This window comes from Streptomyces sp. NPDC111520, from assembly GCF_055635295.1.
The window spans coordinates 60655-84550 of record NZ_JBVKBW010000013.1 but is presented as its reverse complement, the minus strand read 5'-3'; the positions used below and the strand labels follow the sequence as shown (position 1 = coordinate 84550).

The window sequence follows — 23896 nt, the reverse complement described above, 5'->3', positions numbered from 1 at the left end:
CCATGACAGACGCACTCAAGCGCCTCTCCGACGAGGGCGTGGCGATCTGGCTCGACGACCTGTCCCGCAAGCGGATCACCTCCGGCAACCTGGCCGAGCTCATGGACCAGAGCCACGTGGTCGGTGTCACCACCAACCCGTCGATCTTCCAGAAGGCCATCGCCGGCGGTGACGGCTACGAGCAGCAGCTCGCCGACCTCGCCGCCCGGAAGCTGACGGTGGACGAGGCGCTGCGGATGATCACCACCGCGGACGTGCGCGACGCCGCCGACGTGCTGCGCCCGCTGTACGACGCCAGTGGCGGCCAGGACGGCCGGGTGTCCATCGAGGTGGACCCGCGTCTGGCCCACAACACCGTCGCCACCGTCGCCGAGGCCAAGCAGCTGGCCTGGCTGGTGGACCGGCCCAACACCCTGATCAAGATCCCGGCGACCAAGGCGGGCCTGCCGGCCATCACCGAGGTGATCGGCCGGGGCATCAGCGTCAACGTCACGCTGATCTTCTCGCTGGAGCGCTACCGCGAGGTCATGGACGCCTACCTGGCGGGCCTGGAGAAGGCCCGGGCCGCGGGCCTGGACATCTCCCTGATCCGCTCGGTGGCCTCCTTCTTCGTGTCGCGCGTGGACACCGAGATCGACAAGCGCCTGGAGAAGCTGGGCAGCGACGAGGCCAAGGCCCTCAAGGGCAAGGCCGCCGTCGCGAACGCCCGGCTGGCCTACCAGGCGTACGAGGAGGTCTTCTCCTCCGACCGCTGGCGGGCGCTGGAGCACGAGGGCGCGCACAAGCAGCGCCCGCTGTGGGCCTCCACCGGCGTGAAGGACCCGGCCTACCCGGACACCCTGTACGTGACCGAGCTGGTCGCCCCGGGCATCGTCAACACCATGCCCGAGGCCACGCTGGACGCGGTGGCCGACCACGGCGAGGTCACCGGCGACACCATCCGCGGCACGTACGAGCAGGCCCGGGCCGAGCTGGACGCGATCGGCGCGCTCGGCATCTCGTACGACGACGTCGTCCAGCTGCTGGAGGACGAGGGCGTGGAGAAGTTCGCGGCGTCCTGGAACGAGCTGCTGGGCTCGACCGAGGCCGAGCTCAAGCGCCTGGCGCCGAAGGAGGCGTAAGCACGTTGAGCAGCGCCAACCCGCTGCGTGACGCATCGGACCGACGGCTCCCGCGCATCGCGGGGCCGTCGGGCCTGGTGATCTTCGGCGTCACGGGTGATCTGTCACGCAAAAAGCTGATGCCCGCCGTGTACGACCTGGCCAACCGCGGGCTGCTGCCGCCGGGCTTCTCGCTGGTCGGCTTCGCCCGCCGCGACTGGGCGGACGAGGACTTCGCGCAGGTCGTCCACGACTCCGTCAAGGAGCACGCGCGCACCCCCTTCCGCGAGGAGGTCTGGCAGCAGCTCTCCGAGGGGATGCGGTTCGTCCCCGGCGACTTCGGTGACGACCAGGCCTTCGAGAAGCTGCGCGCGACGGTCGACGAACTCGACAAGGCCCGCGGCACGGGCGGCAACTTCGCCTTCTACCTCTCGGTGCCGCCCAAGTTCTTCCCGTCGGTGGTCCAGCAGCTGAAGAAGCACGGACTGTCCGACCCGGCCGAGGGCTCGTGGCGGCGCGCCGTCATCGAGAAGCCCTTCGGCCACGACCTGGCCAGCGCCCAGGAGCTCAACCAGGTCGTCCACCAGGTCTTCCGCTCCCAGGACGTCTTCCGGATCGACCACTACCTGGGCAAGGAGACGGTCCAGAACATCCTGGCGCTCCGCTTCGCCAACACGATGTTCGAGCCGCTGTGGAACCGCTCCTACGTCGACCACGTGCAGATCACCATGGCCGAGGACATCGGCATCGGCGGCCGCGCGGGCTACTACGACGGCATCGGCGCCGCACGCGACGTCATCCAGAACCACCTGCTGCAGCTGCTCGCGCTGACCGCCATGGAGGAGCCCGCCTCCTTCGAGGCCAAGTCGCTGGTGCAGGAGAAGCTGAAGGTGCTGCAGGCGGTCAAGCTGCCGGCCGACCTCGGCGGGCACACCGTGCGCGGCCAGTACGCGCACGGCTGGCAGGGCGGGGAGGAGGTGCTCGGCTACCTGGAGGAGGAGGGCATCGACCCCGGGTCCAAGACCGACACCTACGCCGCGATCAAGCTGGCCATCGACAACCGCCGCTGGGCGGGCGTCCCGTTCTACCTGCGCGCCGGCAAGCGCCTGGGCCGCCGCGTCACCGAGATCGCGGTCGTCTTCCAGCGCGCCCCGCACTCCCCGTTCGACAACACCGCGACCGAGGAGCTGGGGCAGAACGCCCTGGTCATCCGGGTCCAGCCGGACGAGGGCATCACCATCAGGTTCGGTTCCAAGGTGCCGGGCACCTCGATGGAGATCCGGGACGTGACGATGGACTTCGCCTACGGCGAGTCCTTCACCGAGTCCAGCCCGGAGGCCTACGAGCGGCTGATCCTGGACGTCCTGCTCGGCGACGCCAACCTCTTCCCCCGGCACCAGGAGGTCGAGGAGTCCTGGCGGATCCTGGACCCGATCGAGGAGTACTGGGACCGGCACGGCAAGCCCGAGCAGTACACCGCGGGCACCTGGGGTCCCAAGGCGGCGGACGAGATGCTCGCACGAGACGGCAGGAGCTGGCGCCGGCCATGAACATCGACCTGACCGAGACCACCTCGAGCAAGATCAATTCGGCGCTGATCAAGGCCCGCAGGGCCATCGGCAGCCCCGCGGTCGGCATGGTGCTCACCCTCGTCATCGTCACCGACGAGGGCAACCACTACGACGCCCTCAAGGCCGCCTCCGACGCCTCCCGCGAGCACCCCTCGCGCATCCTGGTCGTCATCAAGCGCCCCGGACGCTCCCCCCGCGACCGGCGCAACGCCCGCCTCGACGCCGAGGTGCGCGTCGGCGGCGAGTCCGGCACCGGCGAGATCGTCCTGCTCCGCCTGCACGGCGAACTCGCCGACCACGCCGAGAGCGTCGTGCTCCCGCTGCTGCTGCCCGACGCCCCCGTCGTCGTGTGGTGGCCCGAGGACGCGCCCGCCAATCCCGCCGAGGACCTGCTGGGCCGGCTCGCGGCACGCCGGATCACCGACGCGGCGGCCACCGAGGACCCGGTCGCCGCCCTGGGGGTGCGCGCCGCGTCGTACACCCCCGGCGACACCGACCTCGCCTGGACCCGGATCACCCCGTGGCGCAGCGTGCTGGCCGCGGCCCTGGACCAGAAGCAGGCCGCGGTCAAGGGCGCCGTCGTCGAGGGCGAGGCGTACAACCCGAGCACGGAGCTGCTCGGGCTGTGGCTCGCCCGGCGGCTGGGTGTACCCGTGCGGCGGAAGGTCTCCGACGGCCCCGGCATCACCGCCGTACGGCTGGCGACCGCGGACGGCGAGATCTGCCTGGACCGGCCGACCGGCTCGCTGGCCGAACTGGCCATCCCCGGCCAGCCCGACCGGCACGTGGCGCTGCAGCGGCGGCTGACCTCGGACCTGATCGCGGAGGAGCTGCGCCGGCTCGACCCCGACGAGGCGTACGCGGCGGCCGTCAAGTTCGGCGTGGACCAGCTCTCACGCGCCGAGGAGACGGCCGAGCCCGCCGCCGCGGCCGCGGGAGCGGGCCAGGACGGCGGCTCCGGCAAGAAGGCGGCCGCACAATGACCGCACCGCAGGTGGTCGTCCACCGGGACAAGGAACTGATGGCGCAGGCCGCCGCGGCCCGGCTGATCACGAAGATCGTGGACGCCCAGGCCGCCCGCGGCTCCGCCTCGGTGGTGCTGACCGGCGGACGCAACGGCAACGCCCTGCTCGCCGCCCTGGCCGCCTCGCCGGCCCGGGACGCGGTGGACTGGGCGCGGCTGGACCTGTGGTGGGGCGACGAGCGGTTCCTGCCCTCGGGCGACCCGGAGCGCAACGAGACCCAGGCCCGCGAGGCGCTGCTCGACGCCGTTCCGGTCGACCCGGCGCGGGTGCACGCCATGCCGTCCTCGGACGGGCCGCTAGGCAACGACGCGGACGCCGCCGCCGAGGCCTACGCGCAGGAACTGGCGGAGGCCGCCGGTCCCGAGGACCACGGTCCGGTGCCCTCCTTCGACGTGCTGATGCTCGGCGTGGGGCCGGACACCCATGTGGCCTCGCTGTTCCCCGGGCACCCGGGGGTCCGCGAGACCGAGCGCACCGTCGTGGGCGTGCACGGCTCCCCCAAGCCGCCACCGACCCGGATCTCGCTCACCCTGCCCGCCATCCGCGCCGCCCGCGAGGTCTGGCTGCTGGCAGCGGGCGAGGACAAGGCGGGCGCCGTGGCCATCGCCCTGTCCGGGCCCGGTGAGATCCAGGCGCCGGCGGCCGGTGCGCACGGGCGGGCCCGCACGCTGTGGCTGCTGGACCGTACGGCCGCGGCGAAGCTGCCCCCGCAGCTGTACCCGCCGTCCTCCCCGTGAGGCGGTGACCGGCGCGGGACGCCGCACAGGAAGAAGCCGCCGGGCGGGCTCCTCGGAGCCCGCCCGGCGGCTTCTTCCTTCGTGCGCCGTGCGCTGTGAGACTCAGCGGCCGCGCAGCGACCGGTAGGTGGCCACGAGGGCCTTCGAGGACGCGTCCAGACCGGCCACCTCGGCGCCCTCGGTCAGGGCGGGCTCCACGCGCTTGGCGAGGACCTTGCCGAGCTCGACGCCCCACTGGTCGAAGGAGTCGATGTTCCAGACCGCGCCCTGCACGAAGACCTTGTGCTCGTACAGCGCCACCAACTGGCCCAGCACGGAGGGGGTCAGCTCCTTGGCGAGGACAGTCGTCGTCGGGTGGTTGCCGCGGAAGGTGCGGTGCGGGACCTGCGCCTCCGGGACGCCCTCGGCGCGGACCTCCTCGCTGGTCTTGCCGAAGGCCAGCGCCTGGGTCTGGGCGAAGAAGTTGGCCATCAGCAGGTCGTGCTGTGCGGCGAAGGCCGGTTCCAGGTCGTCGACCGGGTTGGCGAAGCCGATGAAGTCCGCCGGGATGAACTTCGTGCCCTGGTGCAGCAACTGGTAGTAGGCGTGCTGCCCGTTGGTGCCCGGTGTGCCCCATACGACCGGCCCGGTCTGCCAGTCGACGGGCCGCCCCTCGCGGTCGACGTACTTGCCGTTGGACTCCATGTCGAGCTGCTGCAGGTAGGCCGTGAACTTCGACAGGTAGTGGCTGTACGGCAGGACCGCGTGCGCCTGCGCGTCGAAGAACTGGCCGTACCAGACGCCCAGCAGCCCCATCAGCAGCGGCGCGTTGGCCTCCGGAGGGGCGGTGCGGAAGTGCTCGTCGACCAGGTGGAAGCCGGCCAGCATCTCCCGGAACTGCTCCTCGCCGATGGCGATCATCAGCGAGAGCCCGATCGCGGACGGGTACGAGTAGCGGCCGCCGACCCAGTCCCAGAACTCGAACATGTTGTCGGTGTCGATGCCGAACTTGGAGACCTCCGCCGCGTTCGTGGACACGGCCACGAAGTGGAAGCGCACCGCGTTCTCGTCGGCGCCGAGCCCGTCGAGCAGCCACTCACGCGCCGAGGTGGCGTTGGTGATGGTCTCGATGGTGGTGAACGTCTTGGACGCGACGATGAACAGCGTCTCGGCGGGGTCCAGGTCGTGCAGCGCCTCATGGAGGTCGGCGCCGTCCACGTTGGAGACGAACCGGAAGGTGAGCTCGCGGTCGGTGTACGCGCGCAACACCTCGTAGGCCATCGCCGGGCCCAGGTCGGAACCGCCGATGCCGATGTTCACCACGTTCTTGATGCGGCGTCCGGTCGAGCCGACCCACTTGCCCGTGCGCACGGAGTGGGCGAAGCTCCCCATCCGGGTGAGCACGTGGTGGACGCCGGGCACGACGTTGACGCCGTCGACCGTGACGTCGGCCGACTGCGGGGCGCGCAGCGCGGTGTGCAGCACCGCGCGGTCCTCGGTGACGTTGATCTTCTCGCCGCGGAACATGGCGTCCCGCAGCGCCGCGACACCGGTGGCCGCCGCGAGGTCGCGCAGCAGACGCAGTGTCTCATCGGTCACCAGGTGCTTGGAGTAGTCCAGATGGAGATCGCCGACCTGCACGGTGTAGCGCCGGGCGCGGTCCGGGTCGGCGTCGAACAGCTCCCGCAGGTGGGTCGCGCCCAGCTCCTCGCGGTGCTCGGCGAGCGCGTGCCACTCGGGCCGCTGGTCGAGACGGGTTCGGCCCTGCGTGTTGGTATCGGACATCAGTCCACTTCTCCTCGTCCTCCTGCTGCAGGTCCAAACTAGTTGATTACCTGCGCGCCGTTGTTTCACGTCCGCCGTCTGGCGTGGTGACGATCGGACGAAGAACCGGCAACGCGCAGCCCACCAGAGCCGCCGCGAGCAGCAACGGGGTGTTGGGCCCGAGGATCTGCGCCGCGGCGCCGCCCAGCAGGGCACCGAGCGGGGCCCCGGCGACTCCCAGGGTGCGCATGGCCGCGCTCACCCGGCCCAGCAACTTCTCGGGTGTGCGCTGCTGCATCAGGGTGGTCTCGTTGACGTTCCACACCGTGCCGAGGGCGCCGAAGACGGCCAGCGCGGCCGCGGTCACCGCCAGGGAGCGCACGCTGCCGGCCAGGACCAGGCAGCCGGCCTGGAGCGCCAGCCCCGGCGCGAGGCTCCTGACGCGGCCGCCCAGCACCGCCGAGAGCCGTCCGGCGGCCGCTCCCCCGGCCACGCTGCCCGCCCCGTACGCGACCAGCACGACGGCGTACCCCGCGTGCCCCGCGTGGAGCCAGCCGGTGACGTGCAGGACGAGGGTCGCCACCAGGGCGCCGATGCCCACGTTGACCACGGTGTTGGCGGTGCACAGCGCCCGCAGCACCCGGTCCCGCCACAACACGCGTATCCCCTCGGCGATGTCCTGCCGCAGGGTGCGGCCGGCGGGCCGCACCGCCCGTTCGGGCGGGGGCACCCGCAGCGAGGCGACCAGCACGGCGGCGGCCGCGTAGGTCAGGGCGTCCACCCCGAACGGCAGCGCCGCAGTGACGCCGAAGAGCACCGGCACCAAGGGCGCGGCGAGGAAGGTCGCGGCCATGGTCTGGGCGGTCATCAGCCGGGCGTTGGCGCGGCCCAGGGACCGGGAGGGCACGACCGCGGGCAGCAGCGAGGTCGCGGCGTTGTCGAAGAGGGTCTGCAGCGTGGTCAGCGCGAACGCCAGGACGAGCAGCAGCACGATGCCCGCCCGGTCCAGCCACACGGCGAGCGCGAAGGCGGCCGTGAGCCCGCCCCGCACGGCGTCCACGGCCCACATGGCGCGACGCTGGTCCACCCGGTCGGCCACCGCGCCGCCGAGCAGCCCGAACAGGATCCAGGGGACGAAGCCCGCGGCGGTGACGAGCGAGACCAGCAGCGGGGAGTCGGTCAGCCCCACGGCGAGCAGCGGCAGCGCCGCCGCCCGCAGCCCGTCACCGAACCGCGAGACCGCCGCGGCCGTCCACAGCCGCCCGAACCCGCCCCGCCACCCGGGCGCGCGCTCGATGTCGTACGCGATGCCGACGCTCATGGAAACCCCCGCTCACCGGTCCTCGACCTTCGTCACAGACCGTAGCGGGGGCCACTGACAACGCTGCTCGGCCGCAGGTCAGAACCCTCCGCGGTGCAGTCGCTCCCCGTAGTGGCGCTCCAGGACGAGGTTGCGCTCGAAGCCGCCGGGGACGTTGGCCGAGACGTACACCGGCGCCTGGTGGCCCTCGGCGGTCATCAGGCCCACGGCCTCGGCGACGGTCATCTGGACGAGCATGGCCGAGGTGATCGTCGAGATCCCGCACAGCGAACCGCCGTCGGGCAGCGGCAGCAGGGCGTCACCGGTCGGCGCGCCGTTGTCCAGGACGACGTCGGCGAGGTCGGCGAGCCTCTTGCCGGACGCGTGCAGCGCCGGGACGGAACGGGTGTGCTGCAGCGAGGTCAGGGCGATCAGCGGATGGCCCGCCTCCTTCGCGTGGAGGGCGAAGTCGACGATCGAGTTGTTGACGCCCGAGTTGGAGATCACGACGAAGACGTCCCGCGGGTGGGGGGCGGCCAGTTCGTACAGCCGCTTGCCGAGCCCGGGCGACCGCTCCAGCAGCGGGTCGGAGAGCACCGAGAGGTCCTCGCCACCGCGGACCACCAGGTCCGACAGGCCGATGCGGTTGGTGGGGATCAGCCCGCCGGCGCGTCCGGCGATCTCCAGTGCCGTGGCCTGCGAGTGGCCGGTCCCGAAGGCCTGGACGATGCCGTCCGCGGCGACGCAGTCGGCGAGCAGCCGGGCGGCGGCGGCGACGGAGTCCTTGTTGGCGGCGACCACGCGGTCGATGACCGTCCTCGCCTCGTCGGCGAAGCGTGCGGCGGTGGTCGTCACGTCGTCGGCCATGGCCGATTCCCCCTGAGTCCAGTGATCCGGTGGGTGCTCCTCCGAAACGATGGACGAGAGGTCTAGTCCACGTCAATCCCCTGGCGGGGGCGTCCTGTCGGGGCCGCCCGTCGGGTGCGTCCCCTCGGGTGCGTCCGGACCGCCCGGTTCGCTCCCGCTCAGTCCCCGTCGACCCGCAGCCGGGCCAGCGCCAGCGCTCCCGCGCCACCGTCGCGCACCGGCATGACGTCCAGTTCCATCTCCTCGGCACGGGCCACGACGCGGCCGAGCAGCGGACCCGTCGGCCCCAGCAGTCCGCCGGTGACGACCAGGGGTTCACCGGGGCGGGGGTCCAACGCGACGACGGTCGCGGCGAGTTCGTCGGCGGCGTCGTCCAGCAGGGTCGCGGCGACCTCGTCGCCGTCCCGGTCGGCCGCGACGGCGAGCGGGCTCAACCGGGCCAGCCTGACCGGGGGTTCGGCGTACACCAGCGGCACCAGACGGTTCCGCAGCACGTGGCACTCCTGGCCGCCGGGGCGCTCCTGCGCGAGGTACGGTCCTCCGGGTGAGCCCATGTAGTGGGCGAGCACGCCCTCGACCAGGATCGTCCACGGTCCGCGCCCGTCCAGCGCCCGCAGGGCGGCCCTCATCACCTCGCGGCCGAGCCAGAAGCCGCTGCCCTCGTCGCCGACCAGCCAGCCGTTGCCGTCCGCGACGAGCGTCTGGTTGCGCTTCTCGATGCGCGCGGCCACGGCCCCGGTACCGGCGACCAGCGCCAGTCCGTCGGCCGGGGTGCCCGGCGCGGAGGCGAAGGCGACCTCGATGTCGCCGCAGACCGTCACGTGCGGCGCGCCGACACCGTGGCTGTCGAGCGCCGCCCGCAGACAGGAGGTGGCCAGTTCATGACCCGTCTCGGGGCCGGTCCCGAGGGCCGCGCCGGCGAAGCCGCCCACGACGGTCGTGACCTCGCCTCTGCGGTCCTCCGGGACCGCGCCGCGGATGGCGTCCGCGAGGTGCTGCGTCAGCGCCACGCGTTCGACGGTCATCGCGTTGCCGGGCCCACCCTCACCCTCGCCGAGCACCACGCCGTCGGGCGCCGCCTCGGCCAGGTAGGCGCGCGTCCGGGTTCCGCCCGCATCGATGCCGATCACCAGAGACACGACACGGAGTATACGTTCCGGTTACGCACCGGAGGGACGCGACAGGCCCGGTCCGCGAAAGAAGGCGTCCTCGCGGGCCGGGCCCCCGCGGAGCTTCAGCCGGTACGGCTCAGATCTCGCCGCGCAGCTTGGCCAGCGCCTCGGCGAGGATCGCCTCGCCGTCGGCCGCGCTGCGCCGCTCCCGTACGTACGCCAGGTGCGTCTTGTACGGCTCGGTGCGCGGCGGAGCCGGCGGGTTCTCCTCGTCCTGACCGGCCGGGAAGCCGCAGCGCGGGCAGTCCCAGGTCTCGGGGATCTGCGCGTCGCTCGCGAAACTCGGCCGGGTCTCGTGCCCGTTGGAGCACCAGAAGGAGATGCGCAGGCGCGGCGCGGACTCGCCCCGCTCGGCCTCTCCCATCGGCCCCGCCCCGACCCGACTACCACGGATCGCGTTGCCACTTGCCACGGTCGTAACTCCCTGCGTGATGGTGCTGCGAGGTCGCCCAGTTTACGGAGACCGGTTCACCCCCGCGCCTGCGGGGAAAGGGCACCGTATCCCATGACGCCCTCCCATGATAAGTCGCGCCGACGACGAGGCGTCAGTTCTCCCCGGAAGCCGGGGACTCGGTCACTTCTGGAACTTCAACAGAAGGCCGAGGGCGACAATGCAGGCAAACCACAGCAGACCGATCACGACGGTGATCCGGTCGAGGTTGCGCTCGGCCACCGAGGAACCGCCGACGGACGACTGCATGCCGCCGCCGAACATGTCGGACAGACCGCCGCCCTTGCCCTTGTGCATCAGCACGAGCAGCAACAGCAGCAGGCTGAAGATGATGAGGGCGATGGAGAACCCGATGACCACAGCTGGACCAACTCTCTCGGTGACCTTGGACGACGCGGGGGCCGGGCCGCTGCTGCGCAGCGCTCCGACCCCCGACAGAGTACTTCGGGCAGGGCCCGACAGCCTACTGCCCCGGAACTTACTGGTCGCGGAACCGGATGATCTTGACGAACTCCTCCGGGTCCAGCGCCGCACCGCCGACCAGGGCGCCGTCCACGTCCGGCTGCGCCATGATCGCCGCGATGTTGCCGGCCTTGACCGAGCCGCCGTACTGGATGCGGACCGCGTCGGCCACCTCCTGGCCGTACAGCTCGGCCAGCCGGCCGCGGATCGCCCCGCAGACCTCCTGGGCGTCGTCGGGGGTGGCGACCTCACCGGTGCCGATGGCCCACACCGGCTCGTAGGCGATGACCAGGGTCGCGGCCTGCTCGGCCGGGACGTCCTTCAGGGCACCGTCGACCTGGGCGAGGGTGAAGGTCACCTGCTCGCCGGCCTTGCGGACGTCCAGGCCCTCGCCGACGCAGACGATCGGCGTCAGCTCGTACCGGAACGCCGCCTTGACCTTGGCGTTCACCTGCTCGTCGGTCTCGTGGTGGTACTGCCGGCGCTCCGAGTGGCCGATGACCACGTACGAGCACTTCAGCTTGGCCAGCATCGGGCCGGAGATCTCACCCGTGTAGGCGCCGGAGTCGTGCGCCGACAGGTCCTGGGCGCCGTACTTGATCTTCAGCTTGTCGGCCTCGATCAGGGTCTGGACGCCCCGGAGGTCGGTGTAGGGCGGCAGTACGACGGCCTCGACGGCGTCGTAGTCCTTGTCGTTGAGCGAGAAGGCGAGCTTCTGGACGTGGTGGATGGCCTCGAGGTGGTTGAGGTTCATCTTCCAGTTGCCCGCCATGATCGGCGTGCGCGTGCTCATCGGATCAGTCCTCCAGTGCGGCGAGGCCGGGGAGCGTCTTGCCCTCGAGGTACTCGAGGCTCGCGCCGCCACCGGTCGAGATGTGGCCGAATGCGTTCTCGTCGAAGCCCAGGATGCGGACGGCCGCGGCGGAGTCGCCGCCGCCGACCACGGTGAACGCTGGGCTGTCGAGCAGCGCCTGGGCGACCGCGCGGGTGCCCTCGGCGTAGTCGGGGTGCTCGAAGACGCCCATCGGGCCGTTCCAGAAGACGGTCGCCGCGTCGGCGAGCTTCGAGGCGAAGAGCTTGCGGGACTCCGGACCGATGTCCAGGCCCATCAGGTCGCCGGGGAAGGCGTCGACGGAAACGGTCACGGGGTTGCCGGCGACCGGGTTCTTCAGGTCGGGAAAGGACGGCGCGGCCACGATGTCCAGGGGCAGCACGAACTCCACGCCCTTGGCCTTCGCACGCTCCAGGTACTCCGCGACGGTGTCGAGCTGGCCCTCCTGCACCAGGCTCTTGCCGACCTCGTGGCCCTGGGCCTTGAGGAACGTGAAGAGCATGCCGCCGCCGATCAGGATGCGGTCGGCGCGGTCCAGCAGGTGGTCGATCACGCCCAGCTTGTCGGAGACCTTGGCACCGCCGAGGACCACCGCGTACGGGCGGGCCACGTCCTCGGTGAGCTTCTTCAGCACGCCGACCTCGGTGGCGATCAGCAGACCCGCGGCGTGCGGCAGCCGGGCCGGCAGGTCGTAGACCGAGGCGTGCTTGCGGTGCACCGCGCCGAAGCCGTCACCGACGTACAGCTCGGCCAGGCCCGCCAGCTGCTCGGCGAAGGCGCCGCGCTCGGCGTCGTCCTTGCTGGTCTCGCCCGGGTTGAAGCGCAGGTTCTCCAGCAGCGCCACCGAACCGTCGGTGAGGGCGTCCACCGTCGCGCGGGCGCTCTCGCCGACCGTGTCGGTCGCGAAGGCCACCTGCGTGCCGAGGAGTTCGCCCAGGCGCACGGCGACGGGGGCGAGCGAGAACTGCGGGTCGGGCGCGCCCTTGGGACGGCCCAGGTGGGAGGCGACGATCACCTTGGCGCCGGCCTCGGCCAGCTTGGCGATGGTCGGCACGACGGCGCGGATACGGCCGTCGTCGGTGATGGTGGTGCCGGACAGCGGCACGTTGAGGTCGGCGCGCACGAACACGCGCTTGCCGCCGACCCCCTCGGCGACGAGTTCGTCGATCGTCTTCATGGTGGAGGCTCCCCTGCCTTGGTCCTGACTGGTCGGATCACCCGAACCGCCACGTCATGGGACAGGGCCCGGACGACGGCACGTCGTTCGGGCCCTGTCCTCATCGCATGACGGGCGGTCGAGCGGGTGTCAGAGCTGGCCGCCGACGAACACGGTCAGGTCGACGAGGCGGTTGGAGTAGCCCCACTCGTTGTCGTACCAGCCGATGACCTTGACCTGCTTGCCCTGCGCCATCGTCAGCGAGGAGTCGAAGGTGCAGGAGGCCGGCCAGTTGACGATGTCCGAGGAGACGATCGGGTCCTCGGTGTACTCGAGGATGCCCTTGAGCTGGCCCTCGGCGGCCTTCTGGAAGGCGGCGTTGACCTCGTCCTTGGTGACCTCGCGCTCGAGCTCGATGACCAGGTCGGTCACCGAGCCGGTCGGGACCGGGACGCGCATGGCGATGCCGTCCAGCTTGCCCTTGAGCTGCGGCAGCACCAGGGCGGTGGCCTTCGCGGCACCCGTCGAGGTGGGGATGATGTTCTCCGCGGCGGCACGGGCGCGGCGCAGGTCCTTGTGCGGGAAGTCCAGGATGCGCTGGTCGTTGGTGTACGCGTGGACCGTGGTCATCATGCCCTTGACGATGCCGAAGTTCTCGTCGAGGACCTTCGCCATCGGCGCCACACAGTTGGTGGTGCAGGAGGCGTTGGAGATGATGTTGTGCTTCGCCGGGTCGTACTTCTCGTTGTTGACGCCCATCACGATCGTGATGTCCTCGTCGGACGCCGGCGCCGAGATGATGACCTTCTTGGCGCCACCCTCGATGTGCTTCTTGGCGTCCGCGGCCTTGGTGAAGATGCCGGTGGACTCGATCACGATGTCGACGCCGAGCTCGCCCCACGGGATGTCGGCGGGGTTGCGCTCGGACAGCACCTTGATGGTGTGACCGTCGACGGTGATGGAGTCGGCGGTGTGGGTGACCTCGGCCTTGAGGCGGCCCAGGATCGTGTCGTACTTGAGCAGGTGGGCGGTGGTAGCCGTGTCACCCAGGTCGTTGACAGCCACGATCTCGATGTCCGCACCCTGGTCCAGGGCGGCACGGAAGAAGTTGCGACCGATGCGACCAAAGCCGTTGATGCCTACGCGGATCGTCACGAACCGATCTCCTCGCTGGTGTGCCGGAGGCCATTTCGCTCCGGCTGCGACGTATTGGGATGTCCCCGACCAAGGACGACCCTACCTCCCCGTGCTCCCGGCGGTGACATCGGCGCCACGGGTGCCCGCCGTACGGACCGGTAACCGGACGGGGCGGGCGGGCCGCGCCGGGCTCAGCCCACCATCTCCTCGGTGAGGTTGGACTCGGTGCCCGGGATGCCGAGGTCCGAGGCGCGCTTGTCGGCCATCGCCAGCAGCCGGCGGATCCGGCCCGCCACCGCGTCCTTGGTGAGCGGCGGTTCGGCGAGCGAGCCCAGCTCCTCCAGCGAGGCCTGCTTGTGGTCCATGCGGAGCCGGCCGGCCGCCGCGAGGTGCTCGGGCACGTCGTCGCCGAGGATCTCCAGGGCCCGCTGCACCCGCGCGCCCGCGGCGACCGCGGCGCGGGCCGAGCGGCGCAGGTTCGCGTCGTCGAAGTTGGCGAGCCGGTTGGCGGTGGCGCGCACCTCGCGCCGCATCCGCCGCTCCTCCCAGGCCAGTACGGACTCGTGCGCGCCGAGCCGCGTCAACAGCGCGCCGATGGCGTCACCGTCACGGACGACCACGCGGTCGACGTTGCGGACCTCGCGCGCCTTGGCGGCGATCTGCAGCCGGCGGGCGGCACCGACCAGGGCGAGGGCCGCCTCGGGACCGGGGCAGGTGACCTCCAGCGAGGAGGAACGGCCCGGCTCGGTCAGCGAGCCGTGGGCCAGGAACGCCCCGCGCCAGGCGGCCTCGGCGTCGCAGGTGGCCCCGGACACGACCTGCGGGGGCAGGCCGCGGATCGGACGGCCGCGGCCGTCCACCAGGCCGGTCTGGCGGGCCAGCTGGTCACCGCCGGCGACCACCCGCACCACGTACCGGCTGCCGCGCCGCAGTCCGCCGGGCGCCATGACGACCAGGTCGGAGGAGTGCCCGAAGATCTCCAGGATGTCCTTGCGCAGCCTGCGCGCGGCGATCCCGGTGTCCAGCTCCGCCTCGATCACGATGCGTCCGCTGACCAGGTGCAGTCCGCCCGCGAACCGCAGGATCGCCGAGACCTCCGCCTTTCGGCAGCAGGTCCGGGTGACGGGAAGCCGGGAGATCTCGTCCTTCACCGCTGCCGTCATCGCCATGGGCCGATCCTTCCATGCATACGAAAAATCCGGTCGAACGCGGCCGCCAGCAGTTCCGGATCGTGCCGCGGCCCGTCGGGGGCGGCGACCCGGGCCAGCTCCACCGTGCCCGACAAACGCTCGGCTGCCTGTATGAGGCTGTCGCGGTCGAGTACGGCGGCCTCGTCGGCCAGCACCACGTCGATGGTGAGTTTAGGGGCGTGTCGGGCCAAAACCTCCAAGTGACGCTGCGGAGAAAAGCCCTCGGTCTCACCCGGTTGTGGTGCGAGGTTGAGCGCGAGCACCTTGCGGGCCCTGGTCTCCATGAGCGCGGACACCAGATCGGGCACCAGCAGGTGCGGCATCACGGAGGAGAACCAGGAACCGGGGCCGAGCACCACCCAGTCCGCGTCGAGCACGGACTGCACCGCCTCGGGGACGGCCGGCGGGTCGCTCGGCACCAGTTGCACCTCCTGCACCTCACCGGGGGTGAGGGCGACGGTGGCCTGGCCGTGGACGGTCGTGACCTCCTCCGGCTCCTCCGGGTCGTGGCCGCGCACCGTGGCGGTGAGCTCCAGCGGCACCGCCGACATGGGCAGCACCCTGCCGTGGGCGCCGAGCAGCCGGCCCACCCACTCCAGGGCCGCCACGGGGTCGCCGAGTTGCTCCCACAGCGCCACGATCAGCAGGTTGCCGACCGCGTGGCCGTGCAGGTCGCCCTGGCTGACGAAACGGTGCTGGACGACCTGTGACCAGGTCCGGCCCCACTCGTCGTCGCCGCACAGCGCGGCCAGCGCCTTGCGCAGGTCGCCGGGCGGCAGCACCCCCATCTCCTGGCGCAGGCGGCCGCTGGAGCCGCCGTCGTCGGCGACCGTGACCACGGCGGTCAGGTCCTGGGTGATGCGGCGCAGGGCGGACAGGGAGGCGGACAGTCCGTGCCCGCCTCCCAATGCCACGACCTTGGGCGTGGCCCCGCTGCGCCCCGCCGACCGGCGCAAGCGCCGAGTCGTCCTGATCACTCGCGCCCCATGTCCCGGTGGACGACGACCGTCTCCACTCCGTCGGCGGACAGCCGCGCGGCCAGTCGCTCGGACATGGCGACGCTACGGTGCTTGCCGCCGGTGCAGCCGACCGCGATGGTCACGTAGCGCTTGCCCTCACGGCGGTAGCCGGCGTTGACGATGTGCAGCAGCTCGGCGTAGCGGTCCAGGAACTCCTTGGCGCCGGGCTGGTTGAAGACGTAGGTGGCGACCTCGTCGTTGAGACCGGTGTACGGCCGCAGCTCCGGCACCCAGTGCGGGTTGGGCAGGAAGCGGCAGTCCGCGACCAGGTCGGCATCGACGGGGAGGCCGTACTTGAAGCCGAAGGACATGACGGTGGCCCGCAGTTCCGGCTCCTCCTCGCCGGCGAACTGGGCGTCCATCTTGGCCCGCAGCTCGTGGACGTTGAGGCTGGAGGTGTCGATCACCAGGTCCGCGTCGCCGCGCAGCTCGCTCAGCAGCTCGCGTTCCTTGGCGATGCCGTCGACGATGCGTCCGTCGCCCTGCAGCGGGTGCGGGCGGCGCACCGACTCGAAACGGCGCACCAGCGTCTCGTCGGAGGCCTCGAGGAAGAGCACCCGGCGCTTGACGCCCTTGGAGTCCAGGTCCGCGAGGGACTCGCGGAGGTTGTCGAAGAAGCGCCGGCCGCGGACGTCCACGACCACCGCGATCCGCGCCACGTTGCCCTGCGAGCGGGCGCCGAGGTCGACCATGGTGGGGATGAGGGCGGGCGGCAGGTTGTCCACGACGAACCAGCCGAGGTCCTCCAGGCACTTGGCCGCGTGGCTGCGCCCGGCACCGGACATGCCCGAGATGATCACGAGTTCGGGGATGGCCTCGGCGGCCTCTCCCGCTCCTCCGGTCGTCACCTGTTCTCCGCCTCCGTCGTTCGCGTTCATGAGTCGTGCCCCCGTTCCGTGGGGACGGTCACCGGACCGGCCGTCCCCTCTCCCTCAATGATCTCTCCTGTGGCGGTGTTCACCGCGGGACCGGCGGGGGCGGCGCCGGCCAGCGCGACCAGCACGGCCTCGGCGGTGCGCCTGCCGACCCCGGGAACCTCGCAGATCTGCTCGACCGTCGCCGCGCGCAGCCGCTTGAGCGAGCCGAAGTGCTTCAGCAGCGCCTGGCGGCGGCTCTCGCCGAGGCCCGGCACCGCGTCCAGGGCACCGGACCTCATCGACTTGGATCGCTTGTTGCGCTGGTAGGCGATGGCGAAGCGGTGGGCCTCGTCCCGGACCCGCTGCAGCAGGTACAGGCCCTCGCTGGTGCGCGGCAGGATGACGGGGTCGTCCTGGCCGGGCAGCCAGACCTCCTCCAGGCGCTTGGCCAGGCCGCACACCGCCACGTCCTCCACCCCGAGCTCCGCCAGGGCCCGCTGGGCGGCGGCGACCTGCGGCTGCCCGCCGTCCACGACGACCAGCTGCGGGGGGTAGGCGAACTTGCGCGGCCGGCCCGTGTCCGGGTCGATGGGTCCGCCGGCGACCTCGCCGCCGCTGCCCGCGACGCCGTTCCCGTCGGCTCCTCCCGTGCCGGCGCCGTCGACCACCTCGGCCCCGTCGCCGTCGCCGTCGACCCACTCGCCGGTCTTCTGCTTCTCCAGCAGGTAGCGACGGAAGCGCCGGGAGACCACCTCGTGCATCGACCGGACGTCGTCCTGGCCGGCGAAGCTCTTGATCTGGAAGCGGCGGTACTCGCTCTTGCGGGCCAGTCCGTCCTCGAAGACCACCATGGAGGCGACGACGTCGTCGCCCTGGAGGTGGGAGATGTCGAAGCACTCGATGCGCAGCGGCGCCGAGTCCAGGTCCAGCGCCTCGGCGATCTCCTCCAGGGCGCGGGAACGCGTGGTGAGGTCGGAGGCGCGCCTGGTCTTGTGCAGCACCAGCGCCTGCTGGGCGTTGCGCTGCACGGTGGCCATCAGGTCCTTCTTGTCGCCGCGCTGCGGTATCCGCAGGCTCACCTGGGAGCCCCGGCGCTCGGTGAGCCACTGCTGCACGGGCTCGTACGGGTCGGGCAGCGCGGGCACCAGCACCTCCTTGGGCACCCCTTCGCCCCGCTCCTCGCCGTACAGCTGCTGCAGCGCGTGCTCGACCAGCTCGGGGGTGCCGACCTCCTCGACCCGGTCGGTGACCCAGCCGCGCTGACCGCGCACCCGGCCGTCGCGGACGTGGAAGATCTGGACGGCGGCCTCCAGCTCGTCCTCGGCGACGGCGATCAGGTCGGCGTCGGTGGCGTCGGCGAGGACGACGGCGTTCTTCTCCATGGCGCGCTTGAGCGCCTCGATGTCGTCGCGGAGCCGGGCCGCCCTCTCGTACTCCATGGCCGCGGCCGCGTCCCGCATCTGCTGCTCCAGGCGGCGCAGGTAGGTGCCGGTGCGGCCGGCCATGAAGTCGCAGAACTCCTCGGCCAGTTCACGGTGCTCCTCGGCGCTGACCCGGCCGACGCAGGGGGCCGAGCACTTGCCGATGTACCCCAGCAGACAGGGGCGGCCGATCTGCGCGGAGCGCTTGAACACCCCGGAGGAGCAGGTGCGCACGGGGAAGACCCTCAGCAGCAGGTCCACCGTCTCGCGGATCGCCCAGGCGTGCGCGTACGGGCCGAAGTAGCGCACGCCCTTGCGCTTGGGACCGCGCATCACCTGGACGCGGGGGAACTCCTCGTTCAGGGTGACGGCGAGCGAGGGGTAGCTCTTGTCGTCCCGGTACTTCACGTTGAAGCGCGGGTCGTACTCCTTGATCCAGGAGTACTCCAGCTGCAGCGCCTCGACCTCGGTGGCCACCACCGTCCATTCCACGGAGGCGGCGGTGGTGACCATCGTGCGGGTGCGCTGGTGCAGGTTCGCGAGGTCCTGGAAGTACGAGGAGAGCCGCTGGCGCAGGCTCTTCGCCTTCCCGACGTAGATCACCCGGCCGTGCTGGTCCCGGAACTTGTACACCCCGGGAGAGTCCGGAATCTGTCCCGGCTTGGGGCGGTAGCTGGAGGGATCGGCCATGCCCCCACCCTACTGATTGACGGTGACATTCCCGCCGTCTCAGGCCCCGGTCCCGGCGACGAGCTTGCCGTCCTTGACCTGGACGTCGACCTTGGTCAGCGGCTTGGTCGCGGGGCCGGTGCGGACGGCGCCGGTGGCGGCGTCGAAGACGCTGCCGTGGCAGGGGCAGGACAGCGCGGTGTCCTCCACCTTGTCGCAGGTGCAGCCCTGGTGGGTGCACACGGCGCTGAAGGCCCGGTAGCTGCCCTGCGTGGGCTGCGCCACGACTATCTTGGCCTCGCGGTAGAGCTTGGCACCGCCGACCGGGACCTCGGTGGCCGCGCCCAGCTCTACGGGACCCTCGGGGGCCGCCGCGCCGGGACCGCCGCAGGCGGTGAGGCCGACCCCGGCGACGCCCACGAGGGCCGCGCCCTTCAGGACGGTACGGCGGCAGGGGGGCAGGGCGCTGGTGTCGGCCATGGGGGGCTCCGCTTCGGCACGTAGGGAAAAGAGCTTGAAAGCTGCACCATACGTGCCGAAACCCTGAGCCCCGCCGTCAGGCCTTCGCCGCCGCCCTCTTCCGCGGGGCCGCCCGCTTCTTGGCCGGGGCCGGCGGGGCGTCGGAGACCCGCTCGGCGCCGAGGATGTCCCTGAGGAACTTGCCGGTGTGGCTCGCCCCCACGCCCGCGACCTGCTCCGGGGTGCCCTCGGCGATCACCAGACCGCCGCCGCTGCCGCCCTCGGGGCCCATGTCGATGACCCAGTCGGCCGTCTTGATCACATCGAGGTTGTGCTCGATGACGATCACGGTGTTGCCCTTCTCCACCAGCCCGGAGAGCACCTTGATCAGCTTGCTGATGTCCTCGAAGTGCAGACCCGTGGTGGGCTCGTCCAGCACGTAGACCGTGCGGCCGGTGGAGCGCTTCTGCAGCTCGGAGGCGAGCTTCACGCGCTGCGCCTCACCACCGGACAGGGTCGTGGCGGACTGGCCCAGCCGGACGTACCCCAGCCCGACCTCGGTGAGGGTGCGCAGGTGCCGGGCGATCGTCGGGACCGCCTCGAAGAAGTCCAGCGCCTCGGAGATCGGCATGTCCAGGACCTCGGCGATGGACTTGCCCTTGTAGTGGACCTCCAGGGTCTCCCGGTTGTACCGGGCACCGTGGCAGACCTCGCACGGCACGTAGACGTCCGGGAGGAAGTTCATCTCGATCTTGATGGTGCCGTCGCCGGAGCAGTTCTCGCAGCGGCCGCCCTTGACGTTGAAGGAGAAGCGGCCCGGCAGGTAGCCGCGGACCTTCGCCTCCATCGTCTCCGCGAAGAGCCGGCGGACGTGGTCGAAGACACCCGTGTACGTGGCCGGGTTGGAACGGGGGGTACGGCCGATCGGCGACTGGTCGACGTGGACCACCTTGTCGACCAGGTCGTCCCCGGCGACACGGGTGTGCCGGCCCGGGACGCCCCGGGCGCCGTTCAGCTCACGGGCCAGGTGCGTGTACAGGATGTCGTTGACCAGGGTGGACTTGCCGGAGCCGGAGACCCCGGTGACGGCCGTGAAGACACCCAGCGGGAAGGACACGTCGATGTCCCGCAGGTTGTTCTCCCGGGCGCCGTGCACGGTCAGCCGGCGCTCCCCGTCCAGCGGGCGGCGCACGTCGGGGATCGGGATCCGGCGTTTGCCCGCCAGGTACTGGCCGGTCAGCGACTCCTTGTTGCGCAGCAGCTCCTTGAGCGAACCGCTGTGCACCACCTTGCCGCCGTGCTCACCCGCGCCCGGGCCGATGTCGACCACCCAGTCGGAGGTCTTGATGGTGTCCTCGTCGTGCTCCACCACGATCAGGGTGTTGCCGAGGTCGCGCAGCCGCACCAGGGTCTCGATGAGCCGGTGGTTGTCCCGCTGGTGGAGGCCGATCGACGGCTCGTCCAGCACGTAGAGCACGCCCACCAGGCCCGAGCCGATCTGCGTGGCGAGCCGGATCCGCTGGGCCTCGCCGCCGGACAGGGTGCCGGCCGCGCGGTTGAGCGAGAGGTAGTCCAGGCCGACGTCGACCAGGAAGCGCAGCCGCTCGTTGACCTCCTTCAGCACCCGCTCGGCGATGGTCTTCTCGCGCGCGCTCAGCTTCATGCCGCGCAGGAACTCCGCGCAGTCGCTGATGGACATCGCGGCGACCTCGGCGATGGACTTCTCCTGGACGGTGACCGCCAGGACGATCGGCTTGAGGCGGGTGCCCTCACAGGTGGGGCAGGGCACCTCGCGCATGTACCCCTCGAAGCGCTCGCGGCTGGAGTCGCTCTCGGACTCCGCGTGCCGGCGGCGGACGAAGGGGATCGCGCCCTCGAAGGAGGTGGTGTACGAGCGCTCGCGCCCGTAGCGGTTGCGGTAGCGCACCGCGATCTGCGTCTTGTGGCCGTTGAGCAGGGCCTTCTTCGCGCGCTGCGGCAGCCCCGCCCACGGGATGTCGGTACGGAAGCCCAGCTCGTCGGCGAGCGCGCCGATCAGGCGCTGGAAGTAGTCCCGGGTGTGGCCGAGCGACCAGGGGGCGATGGCGCCCTCGTCGAGGGACTTGTCCTCGTCGGGGACGATCAGCTCCGGGTCGACCTCCATGCGGGTGCCGATGCCGGTGCACTCCGGGCAGGCGCCGAAGGGCGAGTTGAAGGAGAAGGAGCGCGGCTCCAGCTCCTCGAAGGACAGGTCGTCGTACGGGCAGTAGAGGTGCTCGGAGAACATCCGCTCGCGCTGCGGGTCGTCCTCGGGGAGGTCGACGAAGTCCAGGATCACCATGCCGCCGGACAGGCCCAGGGCGGTCTCGACCGAGTCGGTCAGCCGGCGCTTGGCGCTCTCCTTGACGGTGAGGCGGTCGATGACCACCTCGATGGTGTGCTTCTCCTGCTTCTTGAGCTTCGGCGGGTCGGTCAGCTGGACGGTCACGCCGTCCACCCGGGCCCGGCTGTAGCCCTTGGTCTGCAGGTCGGAGAAGAGGTCGGCGAACTCGCCCTTGCGCTCGCGCACCAGCGGCGAGAGCACCTGGAAGCGGGAACCCTCCTCCAGCTCCAGCACCCGGTCCACGATCGCCTGGGGCAACTGCCGGGAGATCGGCCGGCCGCACTCGGGGCAGTGCGGCTTGCCGATGCGGGCGAAGAGCAGGCGGAGGTAGTCGTAGACCTCGGTGATCGTGCCGACCGTCGAGCGCGGGTTGCGCGAGGTGGACTTCTGGTCGATCGAGACCGCGGGCGACAGGCCCTCGATGAAGTCGACGTCCGGCTTGTCCATCTGGCCCAGGAACTGCCGTGCGTACGAGGAGAGCGACTCCACGTAGCGACGCTGGCCCTCGGCGAAGATCGTGTCGAACGCCAAGGAGGACTTGCCCGACCCCGAGAGGCCGGTGAACACGATGAGCGAGTCCCGTGGCAGGTCGAGCGAGACGTTCTTCAGATTGTGCTCGCGAGCGCCACGGACGGTGAGACGATCGGCCACGCCAGTGCGCACCTTTCAAAAGGCAGACAAGGGGACAGCACCCCCAGACAGCCTAAACGGGGCGCCGACGAGTTTTCTTCCGGTTGTGTTGACAGCGAGCCTATAGCACGCACATTCGATTTCCGGCATCGGTGCGGCAGCTTCACCCGAATGAGTGTCCCGCGCTAGCGTCTCCGTGGAGACGTCGATCACGTCCGACCAGGAGGCCCCGTGTCTGTCCAACGACCCGACCCCGACCACGATGCGGCCGAACTCCGAGCGGCCACCGAACGACTGATCGAGACCGTGGCCGCCATGCCCCCCGCGTGCGTCGCCGAGCCGTCGCGGCTGCCGGGCTGGACCCGCGGCCATGTGCTGGCCCACCTCGCGCGCAACGCCGACTCCCTGGTCAACCTGCTCATCTGGGCCCGCACCGGCGAGGAGACCCCGCAGTACGAGAGCGGCGAGCGCCGGGAGAAGGACATCGAGGCGGGCGCCGGCCGCACCCTCGCCGAGCACCTCGACGACCTGCGGACCTCCGCCGACCGGCTGGCCCTGGCCATCGAGGAGCTGCCGCCGCAGAACTGGGCCGCGCAGGTCGTCATGCGCTCCGGCCGGGTGACCGCCGCGGCGGAGATCCCGTACCTGCGGCTCCTGGAGATCTACTTCCACCACGTCGACCTCGGCCTGGAGTACACCTGCGCGCACCTCCCCGACGACTTCGCGGCGCGGGAGCTCGGCGCCATCATCGACGACCTGTCGGGCCACGAGGGGGTCGCCGCCGTCCGCATCCACGACACCGAGAGCGGCGAGAAGTGGGTGATCGGCGCCGCCAGCGAGCCCGAACTCACCGTCGACGGGCCCCGGCACGCGCTGCTCGCCTGGGTCAGCGGCCGCTCCGACGGCGACGGCCTGTCCGCCCGGCCCGACGTGCCGCTGCCGGTGCTGCCGCCACTAGGCTGACGCCATGACGTACAGCGGCGAGGTCACGGTCGGGGGCGCGCCCGACGTGCACGAACTCAAGGACCTCATCATCACCAAGGTCGCGGTCGGCCCCATGGAGAACAACGCATACGTGCTGCGCTGCCGCGCCACCGACGAGCAGCTGCTCGTCGACGCGGCGAACGACGCGCACACGCTCCTGGAGGTCGCCGGAAACGACGGTCTCGCGTCCGTCGTCACCACCCACCGCCACGCCGACCACTGGCAGGCGCTGCGGGCCGTGGTCGACGCGACCGGCGCCCGCACCTACGCGGGCCGCCACGACGCCGAGGGGATCCCCGTCCCCACCGACGTGCCGGTCGAGGACGGCGACCGGATCCAGGTCGGCCGGGTCGAGCTCACCGCCCGGCACCTGGTCGGCCACACGCCCGGCAGCATCGTCCTGATCTACGACGACCCCCACGGGCACCCGCACATCTTCACCGGTGACTGCCTCTTCCCGGGCGGCGTCGGCAACACGCACGACAACCCGGACCACTTCACGAGCCTCTACGAGGGGGTCAAGGCCAAGCTCTTCGACCGCCTCCCGGACGAGACCTGGGTCTACCCCGGTCACGGCAAGGACACCACGCTCGGCGACGAGCGCCCCCACCTCGGCGAATGGCGCGAACGGGGCTGGTGACGGCCCCGGTGGCGGGGGGCCCGGGGGGGGGGGCAACCCCCCGCAAGGGGGTGGGTGGGGCCCGGTGGGTACCCCCCCCCCCCCCGGCCGGACTGCCACCCAGCTGGTGATA

21 protein-coding genes are annotated in these 23896 nt (G+C 71.3%); 6 read left to right on the top strand and 15 right to left on the bottom strand.

Annotated elements, in window-relative coordinates:
- Nucleotides 1-2 precede the first annotated feature (2 nt).
- Genes tal through pgl form a run of 4 tightly spaced genes read left to right on the top strand, consistent with a single transcriptional unit; the run spans nt 3 to nt 4433 of the window.
- Entirely contained in the window at nt 3-1121 is a 1119-nt protein-coding gene (gene tal, locus ACZ7MY_RS28595; protein ID WP_499606136.1) for a transaldolase, read from the top strand.
- 5 nt (nt 1122-1126) lie between these two features.
- Nucleotides 1127-2650 carry a glucose-6-phosphate dehydrogenase gene (gene zwf, locus ACZ7MY_RS28590; RefSeq protein ID WP_499606135.1) on the top strand — a complete coding sequence of 508 codons (1524 nt, stop codon included), beginning with the start codon at nt 1127-1129 and terminating at the stop codon, nt 2648-2650.
- A complete protein-coding gene (gene opcA, locus ACZ7MY_RS28585; RefSeq protein ID WP_499606134.1) occupies nt 2647-3654 on the top strand; it encodes a glucose-6-phosphate dehydrogenase assembly protein OpcA in 1008 nt (335 codons plus the stop codon). Before zwf ends, opcA begins: the two co-directional genes overlap by 4 nt.
- A complete protein-coding gene (pgl, locus tag ACZ7MY_RS28580) occupies nt 3651-4433 on the top strand; it encodes a 6-phosphogluconolactonase (protein WP_499606133.1) in 783 nt (260 codons plus the stop codon). The genes opcA and pgl overlap by 4 nt, the downstream gene beginning before the upstream one ends.
- A gap of 102 nt (nt 4434-4535) precedes the next feature.
- Here pgl and pgi read toward each other — a convergent pair whose 3' ends face one another.
- The 15 genes from pgi to uvrA form a co-directional block, all read right to left on the bottom strand.
- The gene (gene pgi / locus ACZ7MY_RS28575) at nt 4536-6197 is read right to left on the bottom strand and encodes a glucose-6-phosphate isomerase (protein ID WP_499606132.1); all 1662 of its coding nucleotides are present in this window, start codon (nt 6195-6197) and stop codon (nt 4536-4538) included.
- Nucleotides 6198-6243: 46 nt separating this feature from the next.
- Nucleotides 6244-7497, bottom strand: a complete 1254-nt coding sequence (locus tag ACZ7MY_RS28570) for an MFS transporter (RefSeq protein WP_499606131.1) — start codon at nt 7495-7497, stop codon at nt 6244-6246.
- A 78-nt stretch (nt 7498-7575) separates the two neighbouring features.
- The gene (locus tag ACZ7MY_RS28565; RefSeq protein ID WP_499606129.1) at nt 7576-8343 is read right to left on the bottom strand and encodes a sugar isomerase domain-containing protein; all 768 of its coding nucleotides are present in this window, start codon (nt 8341-8343) and stop codon (nt 7576-7578) included.
- Between the two features lie 158 nt (nt 8344-8501).
- Nucleotides 8502-9482 carry an N-acetylglucosamine kinase gene (locus tag ACZ7MY_RS28560; RefSeq protein ID WP_499606128.1) on the bottom strand — a complete coding sequence of 327 codons (981 nt, stop codon included), beginning with the start codon at nt 9480-9482 and terminating at the stop codon, nt 8502-8504.
- Between the two features lie 109 nt (nt 9483-9591).
- Complete coding sequence (locus ACZ7MY_RS28555) at nt 9592-9927, bottom strand: RNA polymerase-binding protein RbpA (protein ID WP_361803309.1); 336 nt, start codon at nt 9925-9927, stop codon at nt 9592-9594.
- A gap of 162 nt (nt 9928-10089) precedes the next feature.
- Nucleotides 10090-10326, bottom strand: a complete 237-nt coding sequence (secG, locus tag ACZ7MY_RS28550; protein WP_018557252.1) for a preprotein translocase subunit SecG — start codon at nt 10324-10326, stop codon at nt 10090-10092.
- 118 nt (nt 10327-10444) lie between these two features.
- On the bottom strand, nt 10445-11221 hold the full coding sequence (gene tpiA, locus ACZ7MY_RS28545) for a triose-phosphate isomerase (RefSeq protein ID WP_499606127.1): 777 nt from the start codon (nt 11219-11221) through the stop codon (nt 10445-10447).
- Nucleotides 11222-11225: 4 nt separating this feature from the next.
- Nucleotides 11226-12437: a phosphoglycerate kinase gene (locus ACZ7MY_RS28540; protein ID WP_499606126.1), complete on the bottom strand. Its 1212-nt coding sequence runs from the start codon at nt 12435-12437 to the stop codon at nt 11226-11228.
- 129 nt (nt 12438-12566) lie between these two features.
- The gene (gene gap / locus ACZ7MY_RS28535) at nt 12567-13571 is read right to left on the bottom strand and encodes a type I glyceraldehyde-3-phosphate dehydrogenase (RefSeq protein ID WP_499606125.1); all 1005 of its coding nucleotides are present in this window, start codon (nt 13569-13571) and stop codon (nt 12567-12569) included.
- Nucleotides 13572-13744: 173 nt separating this feature from the next.
- A complete protein-coding gene (whiA, locus tag ACZ7MY_RS28530; protein WP_319136625.1) occupies nt 13745-14722 on the bottom strand; it encodes a DNA-binding protein WhiA in 978 nt (325 codons plus the stop codon).
- On the bottom strand, nt 14713-15720 hold the full coding sequence (locus ACZ7MY_RS28525; RefSeq protein WP_499606124.1) for a gluconeogenesis factor YvcK family protein: 1008 nt from the start codon (nt 15718-15720) through the stop codon (nt 14713-14715). The genes whiA and ACZ7MY_RS28525 overlap by 10 nt, the downstream gene beginning before the upstream one ends.
- On the bottom strand, nt 15717-16640 hold the full coding sequence (gene rapZ, locus ACZ7MY_RS28520) for an RNase adapter RapZ (protein WP_499606123.1): 924 nt from the start codon (nt 16638-16640) through the stop codon (nt 15717-15719). The genes ACZ7MY_RS28525 and rapZ overlap by 4 nt, the downstream gene beginning before the upstream one ends.
- On the bottom strand, nt 16637-18730 hold the full coding sequence (gene uvrC, locus ACZ7MY_RS28515; protein ID WP_499606121.1) for an excinuclease ABC subunit UvrC: 2094 nt from the start codon (nt 18728-18730) through the stop codon (nt 16637-16639). Before uvrC ends, rapZ begins: the two co-directional genes overlap by 4 nt.
- A 39-nt stretch (nt 18731-18769) precedes the next feature.
- Entirely contained in the window at nt 18770-19189 is a 420-nt protein-coding gene (locus ACZ7MY_RS28510; protein WP_499606119.1) for a QcrA and Rieske domain-containing protein, read from the bottom strand.
- A gap of 76 nt (nt 19190-19265) precedes the next feature.
- Nucleotides 19266-22181, bottom strand: coding sequence for an excinuclease ABC subunit UvrA (uvrA, locus tag ACZ7MY_RS28505; protein WP_499606117.1), 2916 nt, complete (start codon nt 22179-22181; stop codon nt 19266-19268).
- Nucleotides 22182-22391: 210 nt separating this feature from the next.
- Between uvrA and ACZ7MY_RS28500 the strand changes: the two genes are divergently transcribed.
- On the top strand, nt 22392-23123 hold the full coding sequence (locus ACZ7MY_RS28500; protein ID WP_499606115.1) for a maleylpyruvate isomerase family mycothiol-dependent enzyme: 732 nt from the start codon (nt 22392-22394) through the stop codon (nt 23121-23123).
- Between the two features lie 4 nt (nt 23124-23127).
- Complete coding sequence (locus tag ACZ7MY_RS28495) at nt 23128-23784, top strand: MBL fold metallo-hydrolase (protein ID WP_499606113.1); 657 nt, start codon at nt 23128-23130, stop codon at nt 23782-23784.
- Nucleotides 23785-23896 lie beyond the last annotated feature (112 nt).